27 protein-coding genes are annotated in these 24,158 nt (G+C 54.0%); 18 read left to right on the top strand and 9 right to left on the bottom strand.

Annotated features, from left to right (window positions below; translation table 11 throughout):
• Positions 1-75 precede the first annotated feature (75 nt).
• Complete coding sequence (locus E5161_RS10715; RefSeq protein ID WP_136777791.1) at positions 76-507, top strand: NUDIX hydrolase; 432 nt, start codon at positions 76-78, stop codon at positions 505-507.
• 163 nt (positions 508-670) lie between these two features.
• Complete coding sequence (locus E5161_RS10710) at positions 671-1,021, top strand: PASTA domain-containing protein (RefSeq protein ID WP_136777790.1); 351 nt, start codon at positions 671-673, stop codon at positions 1,019-1,021.
• 205 nt (positions 1,022-1,226) lie between these two features.
• Here E5161_RS10710 and E5161_RS20775 read toward each other — a convergent pair whose 3' ends face one another.
• Both E5161_RS20775 and E5161_RS10700 read right to left on the bottom strand, forming a co-directional pair.
• Positions 1,227-2,021: a TPM domain-containing protein gene (locus E5161_RS20775; protein ID WP_169306662.1), complete on the bottom strand. Its 795-nt coding sequence runs from the start codon at positions 2,019-2,021 to the stop codon at positions 1,227-1,229.
• A 1-nt stretch (position 2,022) separates the two neighbouring features.
• Positions 2,023-2,583 carry a LemA family protein gene (locus E5161_RS10700; protein WP_136777789.1) on the bottom strand — a complete coding sequence of 187 codons (561 nt, stop codon included), beginning with the start codon at positions 2,581-2,583 and terminating at the stop codon, positions 2,023-2,025.
• Positions 2,584-2,738: 155 nt separating this feature from the next.
• Between E5161_RS10700 and E5161_RS10695 the strand changes: the two genes are divergently transcribed.
• Positions 2,739-3,218: a DinB family protein gene (locus tag E5161_RS10695; RefSeq protein ID WP_136777788.1), complete on the top strand. Its 480-nt coding sequence runs from the start codon at positions 2,739-2,741 to the stop codon at positions 3,216-3,218.
• A gap of 58 nt (positions 3,219-3,276) precedes the next feature.
• On the opposite strand, the gene E5161_RS10690 is transcribed toward E5161_RS10695, so the two are convergent.
• Positions 3,277-4,482 carry a COG4705 family protein gene (locus E5161_RS10690; protein ID WP_136777787.1) on the bottom strand — a complete coding sequence of 402 codons (1,206 nt, stop codon included), beginning with the start codon at positions 4,480-4,482 and terminating at the stop codon, positions 3,277-3,279.
• Positions 4,483-4,716: 234 nt separating this feature from the next.
• On the opposite strand from E5161_RS10690, the gene E5161_RS10685 reads away from it, so the two are divergent.
• Positions 4,717-5,145: an NfeD family protein gene (locus E5161_RS10685; RefSeq protein ID WP_136777826.1), complete on the top strand. Its 429-nt coding sequence runs from the start codon at positions 4,717-4,719 to the stop codon at positions 5,143-5,145.
• An 8-nt stretch (positions 5,146-5,153) separates the two neighbouring features.
• Positions 5,154-6,086 (top strand): SPFH domain-containing protein, encoded by a 933-nt coding sequence (locus E5161_RS10680; RefSeq protein WP_136777786.1) that lies wholly within the window; start codon positions 5,154-5,156, stop codon positions 6,084-6,086.
• Positions 6,087-6,224: 138 nt separating this feature from the next.
• On the opposite strand, the gene E5161_RS10675 is transcribed toward E5161_RS10680, so the two are convergent.
• From E5161_RS10675 to E5161_RS10665, 3 genes are all read right to left on the bottom strand, one after another.
• Positions 6,225-6,632, bottom strand: coding sequence for a hypothetical protein (locus tag E5161_RS10675; RefSeq protein WP_136777785.1), 408 nt, complete (start codon positions 6,630-6,632; stop codon positions 6,225-6,227).
• Between the two features lie 85 nt (positions 6,633-6,717).
• Entirely contained in the window at positions 6,718-6,906 is a 189-nt protein-coding gene (locus E5161_RS10670; RefSeq protein WP_136777825.1) for a PLDc N-terminal domain-containing protein, read from the bottom strand.
• Positions 6,907-7,005: 99 nt separating this feature from the next.
• Positions 7,006-7,926: a DMT family transporter gene (locus tag E5161_RS10665; RefSeq protein WP_136777784.1), complete on the bottom strand. Its 921-nt coding sequence runs from the start codon at positions 7,924-7,926 to the stop codon at positions 7,006-7,008.
• 194 nt (positions 7,927-8,120) lie between these two features.
• On the opposite strand from E5161_RS10665, the gene E5161_RS10660 reads away from it, so the two are divergent.
• Complete coding sequence (locus E5161_RS10660; RefSeq protein ID WP_136777783.1) at positions 8,121-8,858, top strand: hypothetical protein; 738 nt, start codon at positions 8,121-8,123, stop codon at positions 8,856-8,858.
• Positions 8,859-8,916: 58 nt separating this feature from the next.
• On the opposite strand, the gene E5161_RS10655 is transcribed toward E5161_RS10660, so the two are convergent.
• A complete protein-coding gene (locus tag E5161_RS10655; RefSeq protein ID WP_246042181.1) occupies positions 8,917-9,243 on the bottom strand; it encodes an ArsR/SmtB family transcription factor in 327 nt (108 codons plus the stop codon).
• A 130-nt stretch (positions 9,244-9,373) separates the two neighbouring features.
• Positions 9,374-10,543, bottom strand: coding sequence for an ROK family transcriptional regulator (locus tag E5161_RS10650; protein WP_136777781.1), 1,170 nt, complete (start codon positions 10,541-10,543; stop codon positions 9,374-9,376).
• Between the two features lie 149 nt (positions 10,544-10,692).
• Here E5161_RS10650 and xylA point away from each other — a divergent pair, with 149 nt between their 5' ends.
• The 4 genes from xylA (at position 10,693) to E5161_RS10630 (ending at position 15,517) form a co-directional block, all read left to right on the top strand.
• Positions 10,693-12,006 (top strand): xylose isomerase, encoded by a 1,314-nt coding sequence (gene xylA, locus E5161_RS10645; protein WP_136777780.1) that lies wholly within the window; start codon positions 10,693-10,695, stop codon positions 12,004-12,006.
• A 21-nt stretch (positions 12,007-12,027) separates the two neighbouring features.
• Positions 12,028-13,524, top strand: a complete 1,497-nt coding sequence (xylB, locus tag E5161_RS10640; protein WP_136777779.1) for a xylulokinase — start codon at positions 12,028-12,030, stop codon at positions 13,522-13,524.
• Between the two features lie 606 nt (positions 13,525-14,130).
• A complete protein-coding gene (locus E5161_RS10635; protein WP_136777778.1) occupies positions 14,131-14,985 on the top strand; it encodes an SDR family oxidoreductase in 855 nt (284 codons plus the stop codon).
• Positions 14,986-15,136: 151 nt separating this feature from the next.
• Complete coding sequence (locus E5161_RS10630; protein ID WP_136777777.1) at positions 15,137-15,517, top strand: hypothetical protein; 381 nt, start codon at positions 15,137-15,139, stop codon at positions 15,515-15,517.
• A gap of 54 nt (positions 15,518-15,571) precedes the next feature.
• On the opposite strand, the gene E5161_RS10625 is transcribed toward E5161_RS10630, so the two are convergent.
• A complete protein-coding gene (locus tag E5161_RS10625; RefSeq protein WP_136777776.1) occupies positions 15,572-16,843 on the bottom strand; it encodes a BaiN/RdsA family NAD(P)/FAD-dependent oxidoreductase in 1,272 nt (423 codons plus the stop codon).
• 162 nt (positions 16,844-17,005) lie between these two features.
• On the opposite strand from E5161_RS10625, the gene E5161_RS10620 reads away from it, so the two are divergent.
• The 8 genes from E5161_RS10620 (at position 17,006) to E5161_RS10585 (ending at position 23,926) form a co-directional block, all read left to right on the top strand.
• Positions 17,006-18,655, top strand: coding sequence for an ATP-binding protein (locus E5161_RS10620; protein ID WP_246042180.1), 1,650 nt, complete (start codon positions 17,006-17,008; stop codon positions 18,653-18,655).
• A gap of 140 nt (positions 18,656-18,795) precedes the next feature.
• Complete coding sequence (locus E5161_RS10615) at positions 18,796-19,293, top strand: DUF3905 domain-containing protein (protein WP_136777775.1); 498 nt, start codon at positions 18,796-18,798, stop codon at positions 19,291-19,293.
• 99 nt (positions 19,294-19,392) lie between these two features.
• A complete protein-coding gene (locus tag E5161_RS10610; protein ID WP_136777774.1) occupies positions 19,393-19,827 on the top strand; it encodes a BrxA/BrxB family bacilliredoxin in 435 nt (144 codons plus the stop codon).
• A gap of 82 nt (positions 19,828-19,909) precedes the next feature.
• A complete protein-coding gene (nadE, locus tag E5161_RS10605; RefSeq protein ID WP_136777773.1) occupies positions 19,910-20,719 on the top strand; it encodes an ammonia-dependent NAD(+) synthetase in 810 nt (269 codons plus the stop codon).
• Between the two features lie 25 nt (positions 20,720-20,744).
• Positions 20,745-21,143 (top strand): holo-ACP synthase, encoded by a 399-nt coding sequence (gene acpS, locus E5161_RS10600; RefSeq protein ID WP_136777772.1) that lies wholly within the window; start codon positions 20,745-20,747, stop codon positions 21,141-21,143.
• 56 nt (positions 21,144-21,199) lie between these two features.
• Positions 21,200-22,066 (top strand): AraC family transcriptional regulator, encoded by an 867-nt coding sequence (locus E5161_RS10595; RefSeq protein WP_136777771.1) that lies wholly within the window; start codon positions 21,200-21,202, stop codon positions 22,064-22,066.
• A 5-nt stretch (positions 22,067-22,071) separates the two neighbouring features.
• Positions 22,072-23,172 (top strand): A/G-specific adenine glycosylase, encoded by a 1,101-nt coding sequence (gene mutY / locus E5161_RS10590; RefSeq protein WP_136777770.1) that lies wholly within the window; start codon positions 22,072-22,074, stop codon positions 23,170-23,172.
• A gap of 124 nt (positions 23,173-23,296) precedes the next feature.
• Positions 23,297-23,926, top strand: coding sequence for a cysteine hydrolase family protein (locus tag E5161_RS10585; protein WP_136777769.1), 630 nt, complete (start codon positions 23,297-23,299; stop codon positions 23,924-23,926).
• Positions 23,927-24,158: the final 232 nt, after the last annotated feature.

Here is a 24,158-nt window from a genome sequence, read left to right as displayed (position 1 = left end):
TTATACTCGAGAACAATACGATGAACAAATTCAAACCTTCGCAACACGAAGAGAAACAAAATCACGGAGGAAACGATGAGGCATCCCATTTTTTATGGAGCAGTTTATTTGCTTTTTTATAAGGATAACGAGGTACTTCTCCTGAAGAGACAAAACACTGGCTTTGAGGATGGTAAGTGGAGCGTAGTTGCTGGAAGAATGGATGGCAGGGAAGAAGTGAAGCTTGCTGCAATTCGAGAAGCTAAAGAAGAAGCCGGGGTAGATATTGATCCCAACGATCTTAGTGTAGTTGGAGTTACACACAGAAAAACGATAGATTCGGAATGGATAGATTTTTATCTTACTGTGCATAAATGGAGCGGAAGCATTACCAATGTTGAACCTCATAAATGTGAGGAATTGCGTTGGTTCAAAACAAAAGAGTTACCAGACAATATGATTGAATATGTCAGAAGGGCGGTCGTAAGGGAGCATACAGAAATGTGGTTTGGAAGTGTAGGATGGTAGCGGTTTTGGGTAACCAACTAAACCATTAAACCAAAAACGGTTCGACAGTTGAATCATAAGGGGCTGGCGCATGGATAAAAACAGGAAGGCAGCGAGGTAACTATTGAAAGTTCCATTTTTAGGATATAATCGGTTTGTCAGTTATCTACCAAGGAGGTGTATTATGAATAAACGGTTGTTGTCACCTTTTAGAATCAACTTAAAAATTCTGATGGCGACTATTTTAACAATCTTGCTTCTAGGCGTATTTTTGCTGAATATCAAAAACAACAATGAACTGGCTGTAACGAAATATGAGAACGATAAAGGAATCGCTTACCCAAATGTATTGGGGTTACCTTATCGCGAAGCGATGGAAACCTTAAAGAACCTAGGCTTTATTAATCTGGAGATAAATGAATTGTCTAATGATTTGGCCGCTCAGGGAATAGTTATTGGACAATCAGCACATTCGTATCGACTTGGAGATATTGTGCCAAAAGATACACAAATTGATATTACGATCAGCAAGTAATTTCTTGGATATTGTAAGGCTAACAGGTACGAAAGTAATAAAAAACAAGGCTGCTGAACCAATCGATCAGCAGCCCTTTTTATATCAAGGAAGAATAGTTTAGTATTTTTTGTTCAGACTTTTCGGCGATGAATTTATAAGAAAATTACTCAAAAAGCAACAATAAACCATTGCAGACGCCCGCCTGATGGCCAACAAACAGCGTCTATCGGCTCGCCCCGCCTCCACCGGAAGATCCGCCGCCTCCGCGGCCCCCGCCCCATCCGCCTCCGCGGCCTCCTCCGCCGCCGCCTCTCCGCCCAATGGAATTAAGAATGGCAAACGTGACGGCGCCTCCGGTAAACTTAAAATCCAGCACCAACAGGAATACGAGAATCAATCCGCCGAACACCTTTACATACCAAGGCAAGGATGCCCACAGACCCGTCCCCTCGTCCGAGTAATAATTCGGAGCCGGCATGTTTCCGGAACCGATGGAGGAGGCATCGATATCGTATTCGGCCGCCATTTCGCGGATAACCGCGCTCTGGGTAAAGAAGAATGCGTTGTCGAGATTGCCGGTTTCCCGGTAGGGAACGAAATATTGGTCGAGAATAGCGCCTGCCTTACCGTCCGGGATTCGTCCTTCCATGCCGTATCCGATTTCGAGGCGGACCCGGTTCTCGTCCTTCGCATAGAACAACAGGACGCCGTCGTTCTGCTGACGTCCTCCGAGACCTAATTCGCGGAACTTGGTGACGGCCGCTTCTTCCAGTGACGTATCCCCGACGCTGCGTACAGTGACGACACCAATCTGAGCCGTGCCGGTCTTCTGCTCAAGCCAGACCGCTTGGTTGTAGAGTTCCTGCTCCGCCTGCGGGGAAATCACGTCGGCTTCATCTTGTACATAGACGCCATATTGGGAATGGCTGGGTGCCGCCCAAACTCCGCCGGCCGCCGAAAACAGGCAGAGCGCCGCAAGGCATGCGGCGGCGAAGAGCTTCAGACGCCGGGCGGCCATATCAGAATTTCACCTCAGGCGCCGTATCGGCTCCCTCTTTGGCGGTGAAGAAAGGCTTCTTCTCGAAGCCGAACATGCCGGCGAAGATCGCCGCCGGGAATCTCCGGATCTTCACGTTGTAATTGGACACGGCGTCGTTATAATCCTTACGTGCAACAGCTATCCGGTTCTCGGTTCCGGACAGCTCATCCATCAGGCGGGTGAACTGCGCATCCGCCTTCAGGTTCGGATAATTTTCCACAATCACGAGAAGCCGGGACAACGCGCTCGTCAGGTCGGCATCGGCCTGTGCTTTCTGTTCGGGCGTACCGGCTCCGGCCAGACGCGCCCGCGCGTCGGAGATCGCGGTCAGCACTTCCTTCTCATGCGCGGCATAACCCTTGACCGTACTGACCAAATTGGGGATCAATTCCGCGCGCCGCTGCAATTGCACATCAATCGCGGAAAATTTGTTGTCCACAGAAGTTTCCGACGACACCAATCCGTTGTACGAGCTAATACCGGCAATCACGAGAACGATGACAATCGCTACGACGATCAGAAGACTCTTAGATTTCTTCATCAGCAGGCTTCCTCCATCTCTATGTTTACCTTATAATATCATGTCAATCATCTCCTGAGCATGCACTTTTGGAATTCTCCTAGTTACGAACGGGCAGGGAATCAGGATTATATAGAGAATCATAGTACCAGTTTCTAATTTTAGGAGGCCACGACATGTTGAAACTATTTGAGTATAACTGGCAAGTTCGCCAAGATTGGTTTGACTGGTGCGATACGGTGAACAAGGAAGAGTTGATGAAAAAACGCACCGGCGGCATTGGGTATATCCTTCCTACGCTGTATCACATCGTGGCAGTCGAGTATGGCTGGATATGCGGTGGAATACAAGAAAAAGCGATAGATATCCCTCCGTTCGAGGAAGTGGCCGGCTTGCAGCAAATAAAAGATTTTTCCGCCCGTTGCCATCTGGAAGTTGCTCCATTTGTTTATGATTGGAATGACAGCCTGGAAGACCGCATAATGATTGATATCACGGATGAAGGCGAACGGGTAGCCCATAAATACGGCGAAGTGATGCGGCACGTGATCGCCCACGAGATCCACCACATCGGTCAGCTATCTATATGGTCACGGGAAATCGGAAAGAAGCCGGTTACTGCGAACTTGATTGGCAGAGGGTTATTCGATATATAACGAAAAGCAAAGAGGGCTGCCTTGTGGCAGCCCTCTTCAGTTGACAGTCGTTTGTTATTTATTTATTGGCTTCATTTAATGTGCTCAGCGCTTTGTTAAGAGATGATTCGCACTTACCGGCGTTTGGACTACCCGAGCGAACCGCTGCCAGTACAACATCAATCGTTCCGTCAACTTTAGTCCATGTTGCGCCATCTATTTTTCTTAGTTTCGGCTCCGCGGTATCCCATTGGGTTTCCAGGACGTCAGCGTCTTTTTTCGCCGTGACAAAGTCATTTGCGTTAACAGCTTTCAGCATATCACGTTCAATGGTAACAAAGTCTGTTAGCTGTCCGGCTAACGATGCCTGTGTTGCAGCATCCGTCTCTGCAGCGATGTTACTGTTCAACCGAGCATAACCGCCTATCCCAACCGCTAAGAAAATACAGAGTACCACAATGGTTTGCACGAAAACGTTTTTCTTGATTCCAGTCCGGTTCGTTTCTGCTGCTTCATTTTTTACCGTTATATCATATTTGGTAACCGCAAGAAAAATAATAATCGCCAAAATCGCGACAAGAAAAATCACACTCGTACCGGTCGTGCCCAAACCTAATGCGCCGTTCGCTTTGGGCTGGGACAGATAATCTCCTAATGATGCTCCGAGTGGCCGAGTTAGAATATACACAATCCAAAACGCCAATATTCCGTCAAGTTTCACAAACTTCCATGCCAAGTATACACAAGCAATAATAATAGCGACTGATAAGCCTGTACCTAGATAACCTAGACCGAGCTGTTCAGAAAATAGATCGCCGACTGCTGTGCCTAGTGCAAATGTGAAGAGAATGGTAAGCCAGTAGAAAGCTTCTCTTTTTCTTGTGTAAATCGAATGGATCGAGAGTGTTTTTTCACTCAGATACCAGAATAAAAAAGTTAAGGCGAGCAATACCGAGAAAACGAGTGTACTCGTCTCAAGAGGGATGCCGATATTGTCTGTTAAATTATCCGTTACCAGTGTACCAAATACGCTGATGAGCACCACGGTGATCCAATAGATTGCAGGGTTATATTTTATTACTCTGAATTGGAAAAACAGAGCAATAAAAAAAGCGATTCCCATGATCATGGTCGTGAGAGATAAGCCGAATCCGAGATTGAAGTTAAGGAAATCGGCAAATGTTTCACCGACAGTCGTACATAAAACCTTGATGATCCAGAAGAAGATCGTAACTTCGGGTACCTTGCTGAATAATTTTTTCAATTTATGTGGGTTGGCTTCCATACCTACTCTCCTCTCTTTTCGATTCTCACAGTAACGGACAATCGTGAAATTCAGGTGAATCGTTTCTTAATTATCTATTAAGCGGCGAAATGAACGAGGTTCGCCAATCCTTTTTCCAATGATAGGCATGTTTTTTTCGAAAAGTAGGAATTAGGAATTGCTGACCGAATATATAATGTAGTAGACAAGTAACTACACAATATAAGAAGGCCCGACAAAATGAGGTGAAGCATGATGGAAAGCTGGGCAATTTGGTTCATTGTAGGCGCCTTTTTGTTCATTGCTGAAATGTTGACCTTGACTTTTTATTTGTTATGGCTTGCGATCGGTGCGATCGCTGCAGGAGTGATAGCGCTAGTTATCCCCGGCTCGTTTACAGCTCAAGGGATTACGGGGGCAGTAATTGCGCTATTGCTCACCTTGTTTACGAAGCGATTGACCCGGGTGTTCAGAAAGTCAAAAGGATTTCGGGATCCCATCGACGACCTTATTGGCAAACACGGAATCATTGAAGAATACGTGGAGGAGGGAAAGCCGGGCATCGTAAAAGTGGGAGGCGAAACTTGGACTGCGGTCTCCAAGCAAACTCTGCGAAAAGGCGAGGCCGTTTTGGTTGTGGATAGAGGAACGACAACGTTGGAAGTTGAAAAAAGAGGAGGCTGATTCATTTCATGGGTACAATTATTGTTATCGTAATTATTGCTCTCGTTATCATTTTTCTAGCGCTCACCATCAAAATCGTACCACAGCAGAAAGTCGGAGTGGTGGAAAGGCTCGGTAAGTTTAACCGTCTGCTTCAGCCTGGTGTGAATATCCTTATTCCGGTTATTGACCATGTACGGGTCAACCACGATCTGCGCATCCAGCAAGCGCACGTGCCTCCCCAGTCGGTCATCACGAAAGATAATGTGCAAGTACAAATCGATACGATCATTTTTTACCAGATTGTTGCTCCCGAACACGCCACTTATGGCATCTCTGATTATGTATCCGGAGTTCGCAACATTACAACGGCCACGATGAGGCAAATCATCGGGAAGCTCGAGTTGGATGAGACGTTGTCCGGCCGCGAGAAAATATCAACCGAGATCCGGATTGCCTTGGACGAAGCGACTGAGAAATGGGGCGTACGGATCGAGCGGGTCGAAGTTATCGACATTAAGCCGCCTTCAGACATTCAAGAAGCGATGGACAAACAAATGAAAGCTGAGCGCAGCAAGCGGGCGATCGTACTTGAAGCCGAAGCCGCCAAACAAGATATGATCCTTCGTGCGGAGGGTGACAAGCAAAGCAAGATTCTCAAAGCCGAAGGCGACAAGGAAGCACGGATACGTGAAGCGGAAGGTTTTCGTCAGGCGCAGGAACTGGAAGCGCTGGGTCAGGCAAAAGCGATTCAAACTGTGGCGGAAGCCGAGAGGGCCAGAATTGAGCAGCTTCGCGCGGCTGGTTTGGACGAAAACGTGTTGGCGTACAAATCCTTCGAAGCGCTGGGTGAAATCGCGAAAGGACCGGCGAACAAGGTATTCATTCCATCGGGGGCAATCGAGACACTCGGGGCTCTGGGCGCGATGGGGGAATTGTTTAAAGCAAAGAAACCCGAATAAGCATTCAAAACAATGGATTGGTTTGAAAACGGATGGCGGTTGCTTCGGCAACCGCTATTTCTGTTGCGCTGGAGGGTAGTGATTTTCGCACACAACAATCGGCAGCCGGATCGAGCTTCTGCGCAGTCTGGAAAACTATCACGGTTTCAACCATTTTTCAGTGTACCAGGAACCGCAGGAGAATAGGATGGCTGTCGCGGTGTAACAGCAATAGAACAAGGATGCCTCTTTAGAGATTGGATTCATCAGCAAATACAGTCCGTAAGGGAAGTAAGCCGCCCCCATCGCCAAAAAACCGGGGATCAGGAAAACAATTGTTTGCAAAATAAGAGAATAGCGGCGAATCGCCCTTAAGAACAGAATAATACCGGCATAAAGGGGGACGACAAAGAAAAAGTATGGAAATCCGATCCAAGCCCAAATCAAATTCATATCACTACCCATTCCTTGATCATAAAACAGTCGGAGAGCCCCAAGATAGCAAAAAACTCCGGCAAAATAACTGACTACGCTGATCAGTGAATACATGAGCAATCGTTTAACCAAGTTGTCGCACCTCCTCTTATGAATTGCACTAGAGAATACTCCATAGATCAACAAAGGAGCTGCACCGGCAGCTCCTTTCGCTTGTTTACAACTCATTCCGAATCAGAAGGTACACGATCAAGCCCATTACGGGGAAGAAAAACATCGCGACCATCACGACCAAAGCCATCTCCGTGCTTTTGCCTCTTCTTCTGCAATCACGGAACGCCCAGACGCAAAGCATGATGTGCAAGACAAAGAACAGCACGGATATCAAGAAGAAGAACAAAACCATTACCGCCAACCCGATCCCTCCCGTATGAATCCAACTACTTCCAATACGTGACAACGAGTTGGTAAGTTGCAACAAGGAATGAAATGCGGCCGGGTTCGCTCATCCGGCTTTCCCAACCAAGGCCGCCATCTTGGCTTGCTCCACGGCGGATTTCGATTTGCGGTTCACCATGTAGATGCTGACGGCGATCAGAACAAGTCCCAGTACCAGATAGATGGTGAACGGCTCATGCAGGAACAGCGTTCCGCTGAAAACGGAGATCAGCGGGACGAGGAACGTATAGGATGCGACTTTGCTGGCGTCGCCTGCGTTGATCAGCGTAATGTAGACCATCCAGGAAGCGGATATCCCGAGAATCGTACCGAAAACTAGTCCCGACCAGAGGGGCGCGTTCCATACGATCTCGGACCAAGTTTCGGTGGCCGAGCCGGCGCCGGTCAGGAACAGCCCGCCGATCAAGCATTGGAAGGCCACAAGCCATACAGAGTCGACACGCCCGCTGACTTTCTTCACATATATAGTGCCGAGCGCCCAGCTTAGCGCCGTGATCACCGCCAGCACGATGCCGATCACCGCGACATGTCCCGATATCCCGCCGGCGCTGACAGCGGCGACACCGACAACGCCCAAGATCAGGCCCGCGATTTTGGTGATGCTCATCGTTTCTCCCAGCCACATCCATGCCATAATCCCGACCAAAACCGGCTGAAGGTAGACAATAACCGAGAACAATCCGGAAGGCACATAGAGTAAGCCGATCGTCTGCAGTCCGTAAAAAAGAGCAACGTTAAAAATTGAGGAGATGACGTAGACCGGCCAATTTTCCTTCCAGCGGATCAGATTTCGCTTTTTGAAATAGAAAAGGACGATCAGCAACCCTCCGAATACCGTACGGATCGCGGCGAATAGGAGAGGAGGTGTATAGGCCAAAGCCATCTTATAGATGGGCCAGGATACGCCCCATACCAGAACCAGAAACGTGATGAGGACGATCGACTTGGAGCGGGAAAGTGAATTCATGGATTCTATTGGTCTCCTTTTGTCGAAATAAATACATTAAGAACCTTATAGTACGCCTGTTGCTAGTCTTGATCAATGCGCAATTTTTCGCGGGCTGGAAACTTTTAACGGCTTTTAAGCCCGGTTTCAGCCCTTTTTAAGGTAATCTGATGAGAATGATATTGCAGTACATAGGAACAAAAGGAGGCTGTGAAATGAAAAAGGTTGTGAAGGCGATCGGCGTGACGGCAGCGCTGGCCGTGATGATCCCGCTCAGCGCGAACGCCGCGTCTGGAATCGTCGGTGGTGCAGCTGCCACAGGCAAAGTCAAGATTGCACATACGGAATTGAAGGAGCGGGACGCACTTGTCGTCAAATCCCGCTTCGGTTTCATGGAGCAAGAGGTGCTCGATCTGCTGAAGTTGGACGAGCAAACGTTGCAAAGCAAGCTGGATGCCGGACAAACACTCGCCCAAATTGCGGAAGCGCAAGGGGTAAGCCGGGATGCACTGAAGAATGCGCTGACCGACTCGTTCAACAAAAAGCTTGAAGAGCAGAAGAAAACTTTCGCCGACCACTTAGACGGCATGATTGACTCGAAGGGCAGCGCATTTGCGGGGAAGGAAGGCGGCTTCAAAGTGTTCGTGAAGAATGATTTCACGGAAGTCGCCAAGGCGCTCGGCATCACGGCGGAGGAACTTAAACAGGCACTCGCTTCCGACAAATCGATCGCCGACATCGCCAAGGAGAAAGGCGTAGACGTTCAGAAAGTGATCGACGCCCAGGTCGCCGCGATGAAAGCTTCAATCCAAGAAGCGGTGAAAGCCGGAAAGATTTCGCAGACAGAGGCGGACGAACGGATCGCGGAACTGTCTAAAATGGCAGCAAAAATGGTGAACGCGAAAGGTGCTCACGGCAATCGTGGTTTCGGCGGACCGCACGAACGGAAATAAGAGCGGGCAGCACGCTGATGAAAAGAGCCCCATCCCTTCGTCGGGATGAGGCTCTTCGTCATGCAAGCTGGGATAATTGCTCCCGGCGACTCTCTCGTCCGGGCAGCTGGGACAAAAAAATCCGCAAATCCGGGTAGTCTTGCAAGTTAAGCGAATAGTACACCCATTGACCACGTTTCGTCTCCCGAATCAATCCCGCGCTGCGCAATTTCCTCAGATGCTGGCTCGTGTTCGGCTGAGTCGCTCCGGTCAGCCTCGTCAAATCGGTCACGGACAATTCCTGCTCTTGCAGCAGTGCCAAAATGGACAGCCGAATCGGATCTCCCAGCAGCTTCAGCAGCTCCGCCATTTCTGCCAATTCCGTCGTCGTGCCTTGTTCGCTCACAGCTTGTCCCCTCATTTCCCGGTGCCTGTGTCGATTTTGAATGCTTATATTATTATATAATAGTTTGTTGATTTATGGTAGATAAAGGGGGTTCGGCTCGAATGCGCTCGAAGCTGCGGGCTGAATTTCTTTATGAAGTGCTTGCCTTCAGCCGGTCGAAGAAGCCGGCGATGGCCATTTGGGCGGCACCCAGCATCGCGGATCTTTCGCCGAGCTCGGCGAACAGGAGCTGCACATTGCGCAGATGGAAGCCGAGTGTGCGCTGTACGACGGTGCGCCGCAAAGACGTTTCAATCCAAGGGCGGGCCATGCTCATCCGGTTGCCGATGACGACAGCGTCGGGGTTGAACACATTCACGATGTTGGCGATGCCGATGCCGAGAAATTCGCCGATCTCCTCCAGCAGCCCCAGCACATCCTCGCGCCCTGCTTCCGCCGCGGCGAGCAGTGCCTCGAGTTCCTCGTAGCCGAGCGCACTCGCCTTCTCCAGCAGCGCCCGCTCCGAGGCGTACATTTCCCAGCAGCCCCGATTCCCGCAGCTGCAGGGTTCACCGAATGCGTTCACGGAGAGATGGCCCATTTCGCCGGAGAAGCCGGAAGCCCCTTTATACAGCTTTTTGTGCAAAATGAGTCCCGTTCCGATGCCGATGCCGACACTGACGTAGACCAGATTATCGATACGGCGGCCGGCTCCGAAAATTTGCTCGCCCAGCGCGCCGGCATTGGCTTCGTTGTCGATCGTGACGGGCAGGCCGTACCGGCCGTCCAACAACCTTCGCAGCGGGACGCCCCGCCATTTCAAATTCGGCGCAAACAGCACCGATCCGGCCTCATCCACGAGTCCGGGCACGCCGACTCCGATCCCGGCGATTCCATAAGCGGAAGGAGGGGCATCCGAAATCAGCGAGTCAATGCAGCGAAACAATTCGCCGGTGACCGGTTCGGGCTCGAGCCGTTTGAGCGGCAAAGTCCGTTCTGCGACGACGGTACCCCGCAGGTCCGTTAACACCCCGCGGATATAGTTGACGCCCAGATCGATCCCGACCGCGTGGCCCGCGTCGGCAATGAACTCCAGCATCACGGGCTTGCGTCCGCCGCTGGATGCGCCGGTTCCGATTTCCCGCACCAGCGAGCCGTCGATCAAATCCTGCACGAGGCTGGACACCGTCGCTTTGTTGAGACCGGAGCGTTCGGATATGGCTGCGCGGGAGAGCGGCGCTCCCCGCAAAATCGTTTCGAGCACGATGGCCGTGTTGATTCGCTTGATCAAGGCCTGGTCGCCAGTTGGAGTGGTTGTCATTCCCTTGTGCGAACTCCTCTTGATTAGGGTAATTTCATCATAGCATAAAGACATGGTTGAAACTTAGTTTATTGGATAGACAAACTAAGTTACGGCGTGATATGCTCAACACATCTGTAAAGTTAAAACGCTTTCAAGGAGGAAATGAAATGAGCATGTTCAACAACGTTCCGAAAATCGCCTACGAAGGACGCAACTCCAAAAACCCGTTCGCCTTCAAGCACTATAACCCGCAGGAGATGGTGCTCGGCAAAACGATGGAGGAGCATTTACGCTTTGCCGTCGCTTACTGGCATACCTATGTGGCATCGGGTTCCGACCCGTTCGGCGTCGGCACGGCGGTGCGCAGCTGGGATTCACTGTCTCCGCTCGACAAGGCGAAGGCGCGTGTGGAAGCGAATTTCGAATTGATGGACAAATTGAATATTCCTTTTTACTGCTTCCATGACGTAGATGTGGCTCCGGAAGGCGCTACGCTGGCCGAAACGAACAAAAACCTGGACATCATCGTGTCCCTCCTGAAAGAGAACATGAAATCCACCGGCAAAAAACTGCTGTGGAACACGGTTAACCTGTTCACGAATCCCCGTTATGTGCATGGCGCAGGCACGACCAACAACGCGGAAGTTTTCGCATATGCCGCGGCTACCATCAAAAAAGGTCTTGAGGTCGGCAAAGAGCTGGGCGCGGAAAATTACGTGTTCTGGGGCGGCCGCGAAGGCTACGAATCGCTGCTGAACACGGATATGAAGCTGGAGCTGGACAATCTCGCGCGTCTTCTGCATATGGCGGTCGATTACGCTAAAGAGATCGGCTTCGACGCCCAATTCCTCATCGAACCGAAGCCGAAGGAGCCGACCAAGCACCAGTATGATTTCGATGCGGCCACGGCGCTGGCATTTTTGCAAAATTACGATCTGAAGCCGTACTTCAAGCTCAACATCGAAGCCAACCATGCGACATTGGCCGGACACACGTTCGAGCATGAGCTTCGCGTCGCGCGCATCAACGGCGTGCTGGGCTCGATCGACGCGAACCAGGGCGATTTGCTGCTCGGCTGGGACACAGATGAATTCCCGACGGACCTGTACACCTCGACGCTTGCCATGTACGAGGTGCTCCAAAACGGCGGCTTCGGACGGGGCGGCGTGAACTTCGATGCGAAAGTACGGCGGTCCTCCTTCGAAGACGAGGATTTGTTCTATGCGCACATTGCAGGGATGGACTCCTATGCCCGCGGCTTGAAGGCGGCGGCGAAGCTGATCGAAGAACGCGTGCTCGACGACCTGCTCGAACACCGCTATCGCAGCTTCCGCGAAGGCATCGGCGCCGAGATCGTGTCCGGCAAAGCGACGCTGAAATCGATTGAGGCTTATGCGCTGCAGAATAACCCGATCAAGAACGAATCCGGGCGTCTCGAGCAGTTGAAGGCTACGTTAAACGAGGTTATTTTCAGCGTCTGATCGGGTGAGGAGGCTTTTCGGATGAAATATGTCATCGGAGTGGATCTCGGCACCAGCGCGGTGAAGACGCTGCTTGTCGACCGTGACGGCATGGTTCGCGCGGAAGCGACCCGCGAATATCCGCTTTATCATGAGAAATCGGGTTGGAGTGAGCAGGAGCCGGAGGACTGGGTGAAAGGCGCAACGGAGTCGCTCCAAGAGCTGGTGCGGCAGTCCGGCGTGAATGCCGAGGATATCGAAGGAATCAGCTTTTCCGGGCAAATGCACGGGCTTGTGCTGCTCGATGAAGGCAACCGGCCGGTGAGGCGGGCGATATTATGGAACGATACCCGTACCACTGAGCAATGCCGGGAGATTGAGCGGACGCTGGGCGACAAGCTGCTGAAGGTGACCCGAAATCCCGCGCTCGAAGGCTTTACGCTGCCGAAGATTTTGTGGGTTCGGCGGCACGAGCCCCAGACTTTCGAGGCGGCAAGACGCTTCTTGCTGCCGAAAGATTATTTGCGATATCGCCTCACCGGCGAGATTCATATGGATTTGTCCGATGCGGCGGGGACGCTGCTTCTGGACGTGGCGGGGCGGAAGTGGAGCAAGGACGTAATGGAAGCGTTCGGGCTGTCCGATGAATTTTGTCCTCCGCTGATTGAAGCCGGCGGCGAGGTCGGCACGTTATCCGCGGATGCGGCGTCGGCCACAGGGCTCTCTCCGAATACGAGAGTTTTCGCCGGCGGCGCGGATAATGCGTGTGGTGCGATCGGGGCCGGCATCCTGTCGCCTGGACTCACCCTTTGCAGCATCGGAACGTCCGGTGTCATTTTGACGTATGAAGACGATGCAGATGCTGATTACCGGGGCAAGGTGCATTTCTTTAATCACGGCAAACCGGATGCCTTCTATGCGATGGGCGTTACACTGGCGGCGGGATATTCGCTGGGCTGGTTCCGGAACACGTTTGCTTCGGGCGAATCGTATGATTCCCTGCTGGCCGGTGTAGGAGAGGTGCCTGTCGGATCAGGGGGTCTGCTGTTTACGCCGTATTTGGTCGGGGAGCGGACCCCACATGCCGACTCCGTGATCCGCGCCAGCTTCATCGGCATGGACGGAAGCCACAAGCGGGAGCATTTCGCCAGAGCGGTGATGGAGGGGATCACCTTCTCGCTGAACGAATCGGTGGATCTGTTCCGGGCCGCAGGCAAATCCGTCGACACGATCATCTCGATCGGGGGCGGCGCGAAAAATCCGGTCTGGCTGCAGATGCAAGCGGATATATTCAACGCTGAAGTGGTGGCGCTGGAGAATGAGCAAGGTCCGGGGCTTGGCGCCGCCATGCTGGCAGCGGTCGGCTGCGGCTGGTTCCCAAGCTTGGGGGAGTGTGCACAAGCATTCGTCCGAAGATCTCGCACTTACAAGCCGGATCCGGCTTCCGTGAAGCGTTACGAGGAATTGTTCCGCATTTATCAAAACGTATATACGCAAACATCGTTGTTGAACCAAGCGTTATTGGCGTTCCGAAATTAGGGGATGTTCCATTTTTCGCCAACCCCCTAAGTCAGGGATATCGCCAACCCCCTAAGTCAGGGATATCGCCAACCCCCTAAGTCAGGGATTTCGCCAACCCCCTAAGTCAGGGATTTCGCCAACCCCCTAAGTCCCCCTTCCCCGGAAGGGGGATTCCGAGGCGCTGCGCCCTCTTGACACCCGCAATAACGTCTTTGGGTGCGTTGAAGGTAATGTGCGGATGGTGATTATTAGGCTGGGTAACAGAACTACATTTGGATGAAAATAAGAGCTTCCGGGCGTGGAAACCTCCGCTCGGAGGCTCTTTTGCGAGACGGGGTGGCGAGGGGATTTAGTAGCGGAGAGCTACTATTGTGATGGGGGCGCAGGGGAAACGGGTGGGAATAAGTAGCGGAGAGCTACTATTGTGATGGGGTAGCGGGGCAACGAGGGGATTTAAGTAGCGGAGAGCTACTATTGTGATGGGGTAGCGGGACCACGAGGGGATTTAAGTAACGGAGAGCTACTATAGAGAGAGCAGGGAAACGGGGGAGCTTACGGAATTAAGTAACGTAGAGCGACAGTAGAATGGATGGAAAGTGAGACGGACGTAAGGGGAGGCGGGACATGGTGCAAGGTGCGAAAGTGGCGCTTGTCACGGGAGCGTCGAGCGGCTTCGGCATGCGGACGGCACTGATGCTTGGCGGCAAAGGATGGACGGTGTACGCCGGATTCCGGGATTTGAGCCGAAGCGGGGAACTGATGCAAGAAGCTGCGGCTGCGGGGCTGGAAGCGCGGATCCGCCCGATCCGGATGGACGTGACGGACGAGGAGCAAATTCGCGAAGCGGTTCGGGTGGTGGCGGAAGAGGCCGGCCGGCTGGATGCGCTGGTGAACAATGCGGGTTTCGCCGCCGGCGGCTTCGTGGAAGATATTCCGCTGTCCGTTTGGCGGGAACAGTTCGAGACGAACCTGTTCGGCGTGGTGGCGGTGACGCGGGAATGCTTGCCGCTGATGCGCCAAACCGGCGGGGGCAGAATCGTCATGGTCGGCAGCGTGAGCGGCCGGATCGGATTTCCTGGCATGGCGCCTTACGCAGCTTCAAAGCATGCGCTTGAGGGACTGGCAGAATCGCTTCGGCTAGAGCTTGCGGGATTCGGCCTTTGGGTGAGTGTGATCGAGCCCGGGTCTTACAAGACGTCGATATGGCGCAAAAGCTTGGACAGCCTGCCGCCTGTGAAGCCGGACTCTCCTTATGCCGCGCTGTATGCGAAACTTCTGCCCATAATCCAACGTACCGCGGCGGGTGGAGGCGACCCGGACCAGGTGGCGGCCGCGATTTTCCGGGCGTTGTCCGACGCCAAGCCCAAGCTGCGCTACTTGCCGGGTTCCGGAGAAAAAAGAATGCTCGCGGCCAAGCACATTCTCCCATGGAATATGATTGAGAATGCGACGTTAAAGGTGCTCGGCACGAAGCGATGAGCGGCGGGAAGTCCAACCGTGAATTTCCGTTCGTTCAAGGGTAAGCAGGTAGTGGGAGTGTGCCGCGGCGCGAATGACGCATAGGCTGCTTCCAATCGAGGGAATCCTATCCGGCAGAAAAAAATCCATCGACGAACGGAGCTGATTTCCGATGAACCACGACGGACTGATGATGGAGTTTCGCGGCGAAGAGGACACGCGGCAGGCGGCGGACACGCTGGACGAATTGGGATATGAACCGCAGATGCACGGCGGTAACCGGCTGCACATTCATGTGCGCAGCGAGGATTTGACGTCGGCGCTGGAAATTATGCAGTGCTACGGCGGCCAGCTTGTCGACCGGGCACCCGCCGAAGTGACGTCCATCCTGGACGACGCCTACCGGATGGACACCATCCCGATTCCGGCCCATACCGTGAACGAAGATTGGGAAGAACGCTACGCCGAAGACGAACCGCCGATTGCTGCAAACACCGGAGCCGAGGCATTCCCGGCGAACGACGCGCCATATGACCGCTTCGACGCGAAATAACCTGCATGAAGAAACCCGCTTAGCCGACGAGCTGGCGGGTTTCTTCATGCGCACTCAGCTGCCCGACGCCTGCGCGGACTCGGCTGCCGCCGTGCCGGCCGTGTGGCCCGTGGCGAATGCGGCCGTGATGTTGAAGCCCCCGGTATAGCCGTGAATGTCCAAAACTTCGCCGCAGAAAAACAGCCCCGGCATCCTCTTCGACTCCATCGTCCGCGGATCGATCTCCCGGACGTTGACGCCGCCGCCGGTGATGAACGCTTCCTCGATCGACAGCGTGCCGGAAGCAGATACGCGCAGCGACTTGCACAAATCGGCGAGCTTCTGCCACACCGCTTTCGACACGCCGGCGACCGCCGTGTCTCCGTCCGCTCCGGCGAGCCGCAGCATCAGCGGAACGGCACGCTCCGGCAGCTTCAGCCGCAGAATCGTTTTCAATGCTTTCCGCGGCTCCGAACGGGCCAGCTCCGCCCATTCCGCCAGCAGTTCGTCCCCTGACACGTCCGGAAACCAGTCAATCGCCACCGCCGCCGGTCCTTTGCCATCCCGCCTGGTCCGCACGACAAAACCGCTGCACCGCAAGGCGGCCGGACCGGACAAGCCGAAGTGTGTGAAGATCATGTCGCCGCGATGGGAGACGACCGTTTTGCCGCGCCCATCCAGCACGGACAGCTTCACGTCCCTCAGCGACAGCCCCTGCAGCTCCCGGTTTCGAATCCACGGCTCGTCCGACGTAATGGGCACTTCTGTCGGGTACAGGTCGGTGATCGTATGCCCGGCCGCTTCGGCCCAAGGGTACCCGTCACCCGTGGATCCGGTTTGCGGAACGGATTTGCCTCCCGCCGCCACGACGACACAGCGGGAATCGAGCGTTTCGCCCGATTGCAGCCGAGCCCCGGCCGCCCGCCCATTTTCGTATATCACTTCCGCCACCGGACTATTTTCCCGGATTTCCACGCCTTGCCGCCGCACTTGGGCGACCAGCGCGTCCACGACGGTTTTGGCTTTGTCGGTCACCGGGAACATGCGGCCGTGATCCTCTTCTTTCAGCGGGATGCCCAAATTCTCGAAAAACGCAATAATATCCCGGTTCCCGAACCTGGACAATGCGCTGTATAAAAACCGTCCGTTGCCCGGAATATGGCGGATCAAGTCATCCAAATCCTTGTTGTTCGTGACGTTGCATCGGCCTCCGCCGGAAATGCCCAGCTTTCTCCCCAGCTTGTTGCCTTTATCCACGAGCAGCACCTTGGAGCCCTGAGCACTGGCCGCAATGCTCGCCATGAGTCCGGACGGACCCCCGCCGATCACGATGACATCCCATTTCATCCGCTATTCCCGCACCTTCCCGTATCGCGCCGGTTTTTGATTCTATTTTATCCGCTGCGGCCGACGGCATCAAATTTGTCAGGCTTAGAAAGATGTGCTTTAATTTAGTTAGTTTGTTTAGATTTTCCCGTGAGATCCATTCGAAACTCGGGAGGCCCCGGTGTGTGGAAAGAAACGCTGCTGCAGATCTTGATCACGCTATTGCCGGTATTCTTGTTTGTCGTATGGTATGACCGTCCAGGCCGCAGTACGCGCGTATCGCTTTTCCTTGCGGTGGTTTGCGGCATTTCGATGGTCATGAATATGTACGTCTCGGTCAACTTGGAGCAAGGCTTCCGCTTTGATTTGCGCCATATCCCTTACATGATCGGATCCTTGTATGGCGGACCGGTCATTGCGGCGGCTTTGAGCGTGATGTATGCCGCGATGCGTTTCATGCAAGGCATGAAGCTGCCGGATCTGCTGCTCCTGGCCTGTTATCTCTCCGTCTTCGTACCTCTCCTCCTTCGTTATTCTTTCTCGTTTCTCAAATGGTCGAAAAATCGCCGGTTTCAAGTTTCTTTACTGTTGTACGGACTATTTTTCGGGTTTTATCACTTCGCTTCCTTTTTCATGAACGGCTCGAACATCGAAGTATTCTGGAACGGAATGGTCATCCGTCTCGTCTACTGCGGCGTTTTTTTCCTGGCTTGGATCTCGTGCATCTATTTTATGGAGTTGGCATTGGAGCGGGTCAGGCTGCAGCAAGAGCTGAAGGATGTGTCTTTAAAATATCGCGGCGAAATGACGCGGCTTCAGCAGTTTATCGATCAAGCGCCGCTCGTCGTCATGATTTTCGATTCCGGCGGTCACGTTACGCACTTGAATGAGGAAGCGCTCCGGCTGATCGCTCCCATGAGCCTCAAGGACATTTTGTATCAGCATTACGTGCGCTTGCAGCAGTTATTCGGATTCAATCCCCCCTCCCCGATCGAGCGCATCTTTCAGGGCGAGGAACGGGTCGTCGAAATGATGCATTTTGGGGCGAAAAGCTGTTATACCGTCACGAGCGTCATTAAAGGGTGGGGAAACCAGATCGATGGCGTGTTGTTCACGTGCCAAGACGTCACAGAATTGCAGCAGCTCAAGGATGAAGTCGGGCGCATGGAAAGGCTCAGTCTTGTTGGCCAAATGGCGGCGAGCATCACCCACGAAATCCGCAATCCGATGGCGGTAATCCGCGGCTTCATCCAGCTGCTTAATGAACGCAGCCCCACGGAGCAGCAATCGTATTTTCACCTTGTACTGGAAGAACTCGACCGAGCCAACAGCATCATAAACGATTTCCTGTCGCTGGCCCAAAACCGCATCGTCGAGAGGGAATCGTGCGACTTGAACGAGGTGCTTGGCGAGCTGACTCCGCTTCTGTGGGCGGATGCGAACATGCGGGGGCAAACGATCGACATGCGTCTGAGTCCGCACATGGAGCGGCTTCTGCTGAACGACAAGGAGATCAAGCAGCTGGTGCTGAATTTGGCGCGCAACGGAATGGAGGCCATGAACGATAAAGGAGCTTTGCGGATCGAAACCGTGAATGACGAAAATTCGGTACAGCTGCGCGTGGTCGACCAAGGAGTCGGTATTCCGAAGGAGCAGCTCGAGCGGTTATTCGAGCCGTTTTACACGACGAAAACGAACGGCACCGGTCTGGGTCTGGCGCTCTGTTTGAGCATTGTGGAAAGGCATAACGCGAAAATTGAAGTGGAGTCCAAAGTGGGCGAGGGTACCGCGTTTATCGTGACGTTTTGCAAGCCGGGACGAAAATGTTGGTAAATTCATGCGGATATCGGGCGGGGCGCGGGATACAATAAGGTCGACCCTTCCAGCTTAGGCGGGTGAACCCAACCGGTCCGACATACGCGGACATGCGGAACGCCGCCGAGGAAGAATGAGCCAGCAAGGAGGATGCTTCCATGCCCACACTGCCGCAAGGCCCTTCCTCATCCAGCCAGCCGAGAGGCTCCTATGAAGGGGTTCGACCCGCACCGGGGAGGGATGACTCCGATCTGGATCCTTACGAAATCGAATTCAAGTCCGAATTCCGGGAAGGCCGGGGCCCCGAAAAGCCGTTCGTGAACGAACAAGGAGTGGTGATCGGCGATCATGACTACGCTTCGAAGGAATCTCCGTTGGAGCGTTGGACCGATGACACCGATCCGGACGTGATGGCGGGCGAGCAGTGGGTGCATCCGTACAAGGACATCGGGTTTCGAACGCGGGAAAACCGGGAGCTGTTCGAGCGGGGAATCCGGCCGCAGGCGGGAGTCTTCATGCACCCGACCCTGCAAACGTCCGCGGCGGACGAACCGGAGTTCACGGCTGCGCAGTCCGGTGATTATCGGGTTTTCGACGGAACGGACGACCCGGACGATCTCTATTTTCCGATACCGGAAGTAATGGACGAACCCTGACGACCGTCGGGGTTTTCTTTCTGATGGGAGTCGCGTTATAATAATTGAACAACGGCCAATCGCCGAATTTATTGCATAACGGAAAGCGAGGCACTGTTCATGTCGATGTCTTTCGAAAGATATATGCTGGATATGATTCAGCCGATGCGGGACGAACTGACCCAGCTCGGGATTGCAGAACTGAAATCGCCGGAGGATGTGGAAGCGAAGCTTCCGGACGCCAAAGGCACGGCGCTCGTCGTCGTCAATTCGGTGTGCGGATGCGCGGCCGGCCAAGCTCGTCCGGGCGTTGCCCTGGCGCTGCAAAACGACGTGACCCCGGATCACCTGTTCACGGTGTTCGCAGGCCAAGATAAGGAAGCAACGGCCAAGGCGCGCGAGTATTTCGCACCGTATCCGCCGTCGTCTCCATCGATCGCGCTCATGAAGGACGGCGAACTCGTTCATTTCATCGAGCGTCACCAAATTGAAAACCGCAGCGCCCAAGAAATCGCCGCCGACCTAACGGCCGCCTTCGACCGCCACTGCCGGTAACATCCGCCATTCCCGGGGGTTCGAAGGCCGAACCGCCGGGTTATTTTATTAGAGTGGAAAACGTCGTTTGGAGGGATGTCCGATGAGTCTGCAGCAGCAAATTATCGCAGAGCTGGGCGTGAAGCCGCGGGTTGATGTGGAAGAGGAAATCGCCCGCCGGGTTCAATTTCTGAAGGACTATGTGAAGGAAGCCGGCGCCGCCGGACTGCTCATCGCGATCAGCGGAGGCATCGACAGCGCGGTGGCCGCGGGGCTGTGCAAAAGAGCGACGGACGAGTTGACTCAGGAAACAGGCACGGAACATCTCACGCTGGGCGTCTTTCAGCCGTACGGCCAGCAGGAAGATATCGCCCATAGCTACGCAGTTGCCGAGGCGTTCGGCTTCACCCACAAGGTGGAGACGAACATCAAGGACGCGGTGGACGCCGTTGCTGCCGAAACGGAGAAAGCTTTTCGCGAGATGGCCATTCCTCGTGATATCAGCCGCGGAGGCAAAGGCAATGTCAAAGCACGCATGCGCATGGTGGTGCAATATGCGCTCGCTTTCGATATGAACCTTCTGGTCGTCGGCACGGATCACGCTTCCGAAGCGCTGACGGGCTTTTTCACCAAATGGGGCGACGGAGCCGTCGACATTACGCCTCTGAGCAGCTTGAACAAACGGCAAATTCGTCAAATCGCCCGTGCGCTGGGCGTGCCGGCCTCGATTATCGACAAAGCGCCCACCGCCGGCTTGTGGGAAGGACAGACGGACGAAGCCGAATTGGGCGTCAGTTATGACGAAAACAGCGATTACCTGGAAGGCAAGGAGATCGACCCCGCCGCCCGCGAAAAGCTCGAAAAGCACTACCGCCGAACCCAGCACAAACGTAAACCGATCCCGGGCATTTGACCGGATTCCTATCCATTATCACGGTATGATCATCGGAATCGGGTTGGACATGGTAGAGCTGGAGCGGGTGGCACGGATTGTGGAACAGCCGACGGGCGGCGCCCGCTTCGCGGACAGGGTGCTCACGGAACGGGAGAAAGCGCGGTGGGCGGCACTGCCTTCACGCCGCGCATTGGAGTTTCTCGCCGGGAGGTTCGCGGCCAAAGAGGCGGTCGTGAAGGCGCTTGGCTGCGGCATCGGCGCGGCGGTCGGCTTTCGGGACATCGAAATATTGCCGGATGCGGCGGGGAAGCCAGCCTGCGTTGTGACGGACGCCGCCTGGTCCCGTCTTGGAGCGGCGGGTGCGAATCATAAGATTCTGGTGGCCATCACCCACGAACGGACAATGGCAGCAGCGACCGCTGTTGTAGAACGAATAGAGTGAACTTACATCCCGGATTGCCGGAGACAGGCGATCCGGGATGCCTATTGGAGAACGACATGACAACGACTTATCTTACTTTATTGCTGAAGCACTTCGAACAGATGCAGATTGAGGTGGCCGCGGCCGGCGAGACCGAAATCGGATCGGTTCCGCTGAAACCGAGGGAGACGGTATATGACAAGAGCCGTTTCCTGTACATCCGCTCCGGCAGGGGAAGAATCTGGATCAAGGGGCGCGAGGAAGAACTGGTTCCCGGCATTTTAGGGATCTTGCTGGCCGGAACGCCGCATCGGATAGCGGTCAATCCCGGTGAGGTGCTGAACGTTCAATGGTGCCATTTTCACACGAGCTACGGAGATCGGGAGATCTATAAGGCGCTGAATCTTCCGTATACGGTCCAGGTCGGCGGCAAAGCGGAGGTCTCGTCCCTTTTCGACCGATTGATTGAGCAAATGGCGGCGGCGAAGCCGACTTCCAATCTTCGGGTGAAAGCGCTGATGCTGGAGCTGCTCAGTGTGTATTTGGAACACCTTCCGCCGGAAGGGCAAGGAGCGGCTCCTACACAAGAGCTGCAAAAAATCGACGTCGTGCTTCAGTACATCGACGAACATTTGGCGGATAACATCACCGTTGAAGATTTGGCGCGCCAAGTCTTTTTGCATCCGAACTATTTCATCATGTTCTTCAAGTCGCTGCTCGGGCATTCACCGATCCAGTATGTGAATCACCGCCGAATGGAAATCGCCAAGTCACTTCTTATGATGCCCGAAATCAACGTGTCCGACGTTGCCGCCCGGATCGGCATGCAAATTTATTATTTCTCCAGAATGTTCAAAGCGCACACAGGTCTGACTCCCAGCCGTTACCGGAAGCAGGCGCTCGAAATCGCATCGGCTTGCGCGGACCCGGCGGAGGAGGCTTGAACAAGATGAAGGAAGCGGACAGAAAACGTTTCTTCGGCTACGAGCTGCTGGGCTGGTATACAAGGGAGCGGCGGGATTTGCCGTGGCGCCGGAGCCGGGATCCTTATCACATTTGGGTGTCGGAAATCATGCTCCAGCAGACGCGCGTCGACACGGTCATTCCGTATTTCCACCGTTTTATGGAGCGGTTTCCGACGATCGGGGATCTCGCCGCGGCGCCGGAAGCCGATGTGCTCAAAGCTTGGGAAGGGCTCGGCTATTATTCCCGAGCCCGTAATTTGCAGGCGGCCGCCAGACAGGTGACGGAGCTGCATGGAGGCCGGGTGCCGCAAGAGAAATCGGCGGTTTCCGCTTTGAAAGGCGTCGGTCCGTACACCGCGGGCGCCATTCTGAGCATCGCGTTTAACGAGCCGGAACCGGCGGTGGACGGCAACGTGATGCGTGCGCTGTCGCGCTTCTTCAATCTGGACGACGACATTGCCCGGCCTGCTGTGCGGGTGAAGATGGAGAAGCTGGCGGCCGAGCTTATTCCGGAAGGACACGCGGGCGATTTTAACCAGGCGCTGATGGAGTTAGGCGCGCTGGTCTGCACGCCGCGGTCTCCGGGCTGCCTGTCCTGCCCGGTCATGGAGCAATGCGCGGGGCGGATCGCCGGGCGAGAGCGGGAATTGCCGGTGAAGACGAAAGCGAAGGCGCCGAAGCCGGTGTACCGGTTGGCGGTGCTGATAGAGGGTACCGGTGAGCGTGCAGGGCAGGTGTTGGTGAGGCAGCGGCCGGCCGAAGGCTTGCTCGCGCGGATGTGGGAGGTGCCTCACGTCGAGGCGCCGAACGAGCCGGTATGGGCCACGCCGGCAGCCGCATCGGACTGGCTCGCCGGCGCGCTGGCCGCGGACGGCCTCGCGGTCCGGCCGATTGGGCACATCGCCGATGCCGAGCATGTGTTCACGCACCTGCACTGGTACGTGAAGTTGTGGTCGGCGGAGATGGCGGGGCAGCCCCCGTCGGATGGCGATTCTTACCGCTGGATCGACCGCGCCGAATTTGAGCAGCTGGCGTGGCCGAAAGTGTTCCGCACGCTGCTGGGCGAATATTTTATTTCCTTGTAAATCCGGGCTTCTCCAAAAAGGATCCCCGACGGAATTGATCCGTACGGTGGATCCTTTTTTTTTCATGTTTCGTAACGTTGCTTCATAAAGAATATGTAAGGATAAGTGCGAGGGGGGTTGCTTTTTGTCTTTTAATCCACACCCCATGAATACCGCTATTGTAATCACAGACCCGCAAAATGATTTCTTGAGCCCTGGGGGGAAAGGCTATCATCTGACAAAGCAGACAATTGAGCAAAACAACACGGTACACAACCTTGAACTACTCATGAGGACTGCACTGAATAAGGGGTATCAGCTTTTCATGTCCCCTCATTATTTATACCCTCATGATTTTGGCTGGCAATTTACCGGAAATGAACAAAAAATGTTACTTAGCCTTAGAATGTATCAAGTGGCAAATGCGTACACACCACCGTCTCCAGGAGCTGATTTCGTTCCTTCTTTCAAACCTTACATCTTTGATAGGAGAACAATCGTTGCGACTCCGCACAAAGTTGCGAGCCCACAAACCAACGATTTGGTCTACCAATTAAGACAACATAGAAAAGAAAAGACGATTCTTGCAGGTGTACTTTCCAACATCTGTGTAGAGTCACATATGAGGCATTTAATCGAAAACGGGTTCGAAACCGCGGTTGTATATGATGCCACAGCAGCGACGAGTGAAAGGGATTTCCTAGCTGCAGTTACCAATTACAAAGCATTTGCCAGCGCTGTATGGACAACACAGGAAGCGATCTCACATTTATAAGAGGCATGGCGGCCTGCTTAGGCCGCCATGCTTTCGTTTCATTATGCTTTCTCAAGCTTCACGGGCATGACTCCAAGCTAATACCTCGCGAACAAAAGGACGGATACCGCCGAACAAAAGAGCACTTGAATCGGGCGAACAGGGCGTTCTAACCGACAATTTGGCACATAAATGCCGTCAGAATGCCGTTCTTTAGCTGGTCTAATCGGTTTATAATGAAAGCGTTTTTAAT

Origin of the sequence: Cohnella pontilimi (assembly GCF_005049045.1) — a bacterium.
GTDB classification, from domain to species: Bacteria; Bacillota; Bacilli; order Paenibacillales; family Paenibacillaceae; genus Cohnella; species Cohnella pontilimi.
The sequence above is the reverse complement of the archived record's forward strand: the minus strand, read 5'-3'. Positions and strand labels throughout refer to the sequence as shown.

What these genes read in the sequence shown, in the direction of transcription:
- E5161_RS10715 (WP_136777791.1), top strand. Translation starts at nt 76, where the DNA reads ATGAGGCATCCCATTTTTTATGGAGCAGTTTATTTGCTTTTTTATAAG.
- E5161_RS10710 (WP_136777790.1), top strand. Translation starts at nt 671, where the DNA reads ATGAATAAACGGTTGTTGTCACCTTTTAGAATCAACTTAAAAATTCTG.
- E5161_RS20775 (WP_169306662.1), bottom strand. Translation starts at nt 2,021, where the DNA reads ATGGCCGCCCGGCGTCTGAAGCTCTTCGCCGCCGCATGCCTTGCGGCG.
- E5161_RS10700 (WP_136777789.1), bottom strand. Translation starts at nt 2,583, where the DNA reads ATGAAGAAATCTAAGAGTCTTCTGATCGTCGTAGCGATTGTCATCGTT.
- E5161_RS10695 (WP_136777788.1), top strand. Translation starts at nt 2,739, where the DNA reads ATGTTGAAACTATTTGAGTATAACTGGCAAGTTCGCCAAGATTGGTTT.
- E5161_RS10690 (WP_136777787.1), bottom strand. Translation starts at nt 4,482, where the DNA reads ATGGAAGCCAACCCACATAAATTGAAAAAATTATTCAGCAAGGTACCC.
- E5161_RS10685 (WP_136777826.1), top strand. Translation starts at nt 4,717, where the DNA reads ATGGAAAGCTGGGCAATTTGGTTCATTGTAGGCGCCTTTTTGTTCATT.
- E5161_RS10680 (WP_136777786.1), top strand. Translation starts at nt 5,154, where the DNA reads ATGGGTACAATTATTGTTATCGTAATTATTGCTCTCGTTATCATTTTT.
- E5161_RS10670 (WP_136777825.1), bottom strand. Translation starts at nt 6,906, where the DNA reads ATGGTTTTGTTCTTCTTCTTGATATCCGTGCTGTTCTTTGTCTTGCAC.
- E5161_RS10665 (WP_136777784.1), bottom strand. Translation starts at nt 7,926, where the DNA reads ATGAATTCACTTTCCCGCTCCAAGTCGATCGTCCTCATCACGTTTCTG.
- E5161_RS10660 (WP_136777783.1), top strand. Translation starts at nt 8,121, where the DNA reads ATGAAAAAGGTTGTGAAGGCGATCGGCGTGACGGCAGCGCTGGCCGTG.
- E5161_RS10650 (WP_136777781.1), bottom strand. Translation starts at nt 10,543, where the DNA reads ATGACAACCACTCCAACTGGCGACCAGGCCTTGATCAAGCGAATCAAC.
- xylA (WP_136777780.1), top strand. Translation starts at nt 10,693, where the DNA reads ATGAGCATGTTCAACAACGTTCCGAAAATCGCCTACGAAGGACGCAAC.
- xylB (WP_136777779.1), top strand. Translation starts at nt 12,028, where the DNA reads ATGAAATATGTCATCGGAGTGGATCTCGGCACCAGCGCGGTGAAGACG.
- E5161_RS10635 (WP_136777778.1), top strand. Translation starts at nt 14,131, where the DNA reads ATGGTGCAAGGTGCGAAAGTGGCGCTTGTCACGGGAGCGTCGAGCGGC.
- E5161_RS10630 (WP_136777777.1), top strand. Translation starts at nt 15,137, where the DNA reads ATGAACCACGACGGACTGATGATGGAGTTTCGCGGCGAAGAGGACACG.
- E5161_RS10625 (WP_136777776.1), bottom strand. Translation starts at nt 16,843, where the DNA reads ATGAAATGGGATGTCATCGTGATCGGCGGGGGTCCGTCCGGACTCATG.
- E5161_RS10615 (WP_136777775.1), top strand. Translation starts at nt 18,796, where the DNA reads ATGCCCACACTGCCGCAAGGCCCTTCCTCATCCAGCCAGCCGAGAGGC.
- E5161_RS10610 (WP_136777774.1), top strand. Translation starts at nt 19,393, where the DNA reads ATGTCGATGTCTTTCGAAAGATATATGCTGGATATGATTCAGCCGATG.
- nadE (WP_136777773.1), top strand. Translation starts at nt 19,910, where the DNA reads ATGAGTCTGCAGCAGCAAATTATCGCAGAGCTGGGCGTGAAGCCGCGG.
- acpS (WP_136777772.1), top strand. Translation starts at nt 20,745, where the DNA reads ATGATCATCGGAATCGGGTTGGACATGGTAGAGCTGGAGCGGGTGGCA.
- E5161_RS10595 (WP_136777771.1), top strand. Translation starts at nt 21,200, where the DNA reads ATGACAACGACTTATCTTACTTTATTGCTGAAGCACTTCGAACAGATG.
- mutY (WP_136777770.1), top strand. Translation starts at nt 22,072, where the DNA reads ATGAAGGAAGCGGACAGAAAACGTTTCTTCGGCTACGAGCTGCTGGGC.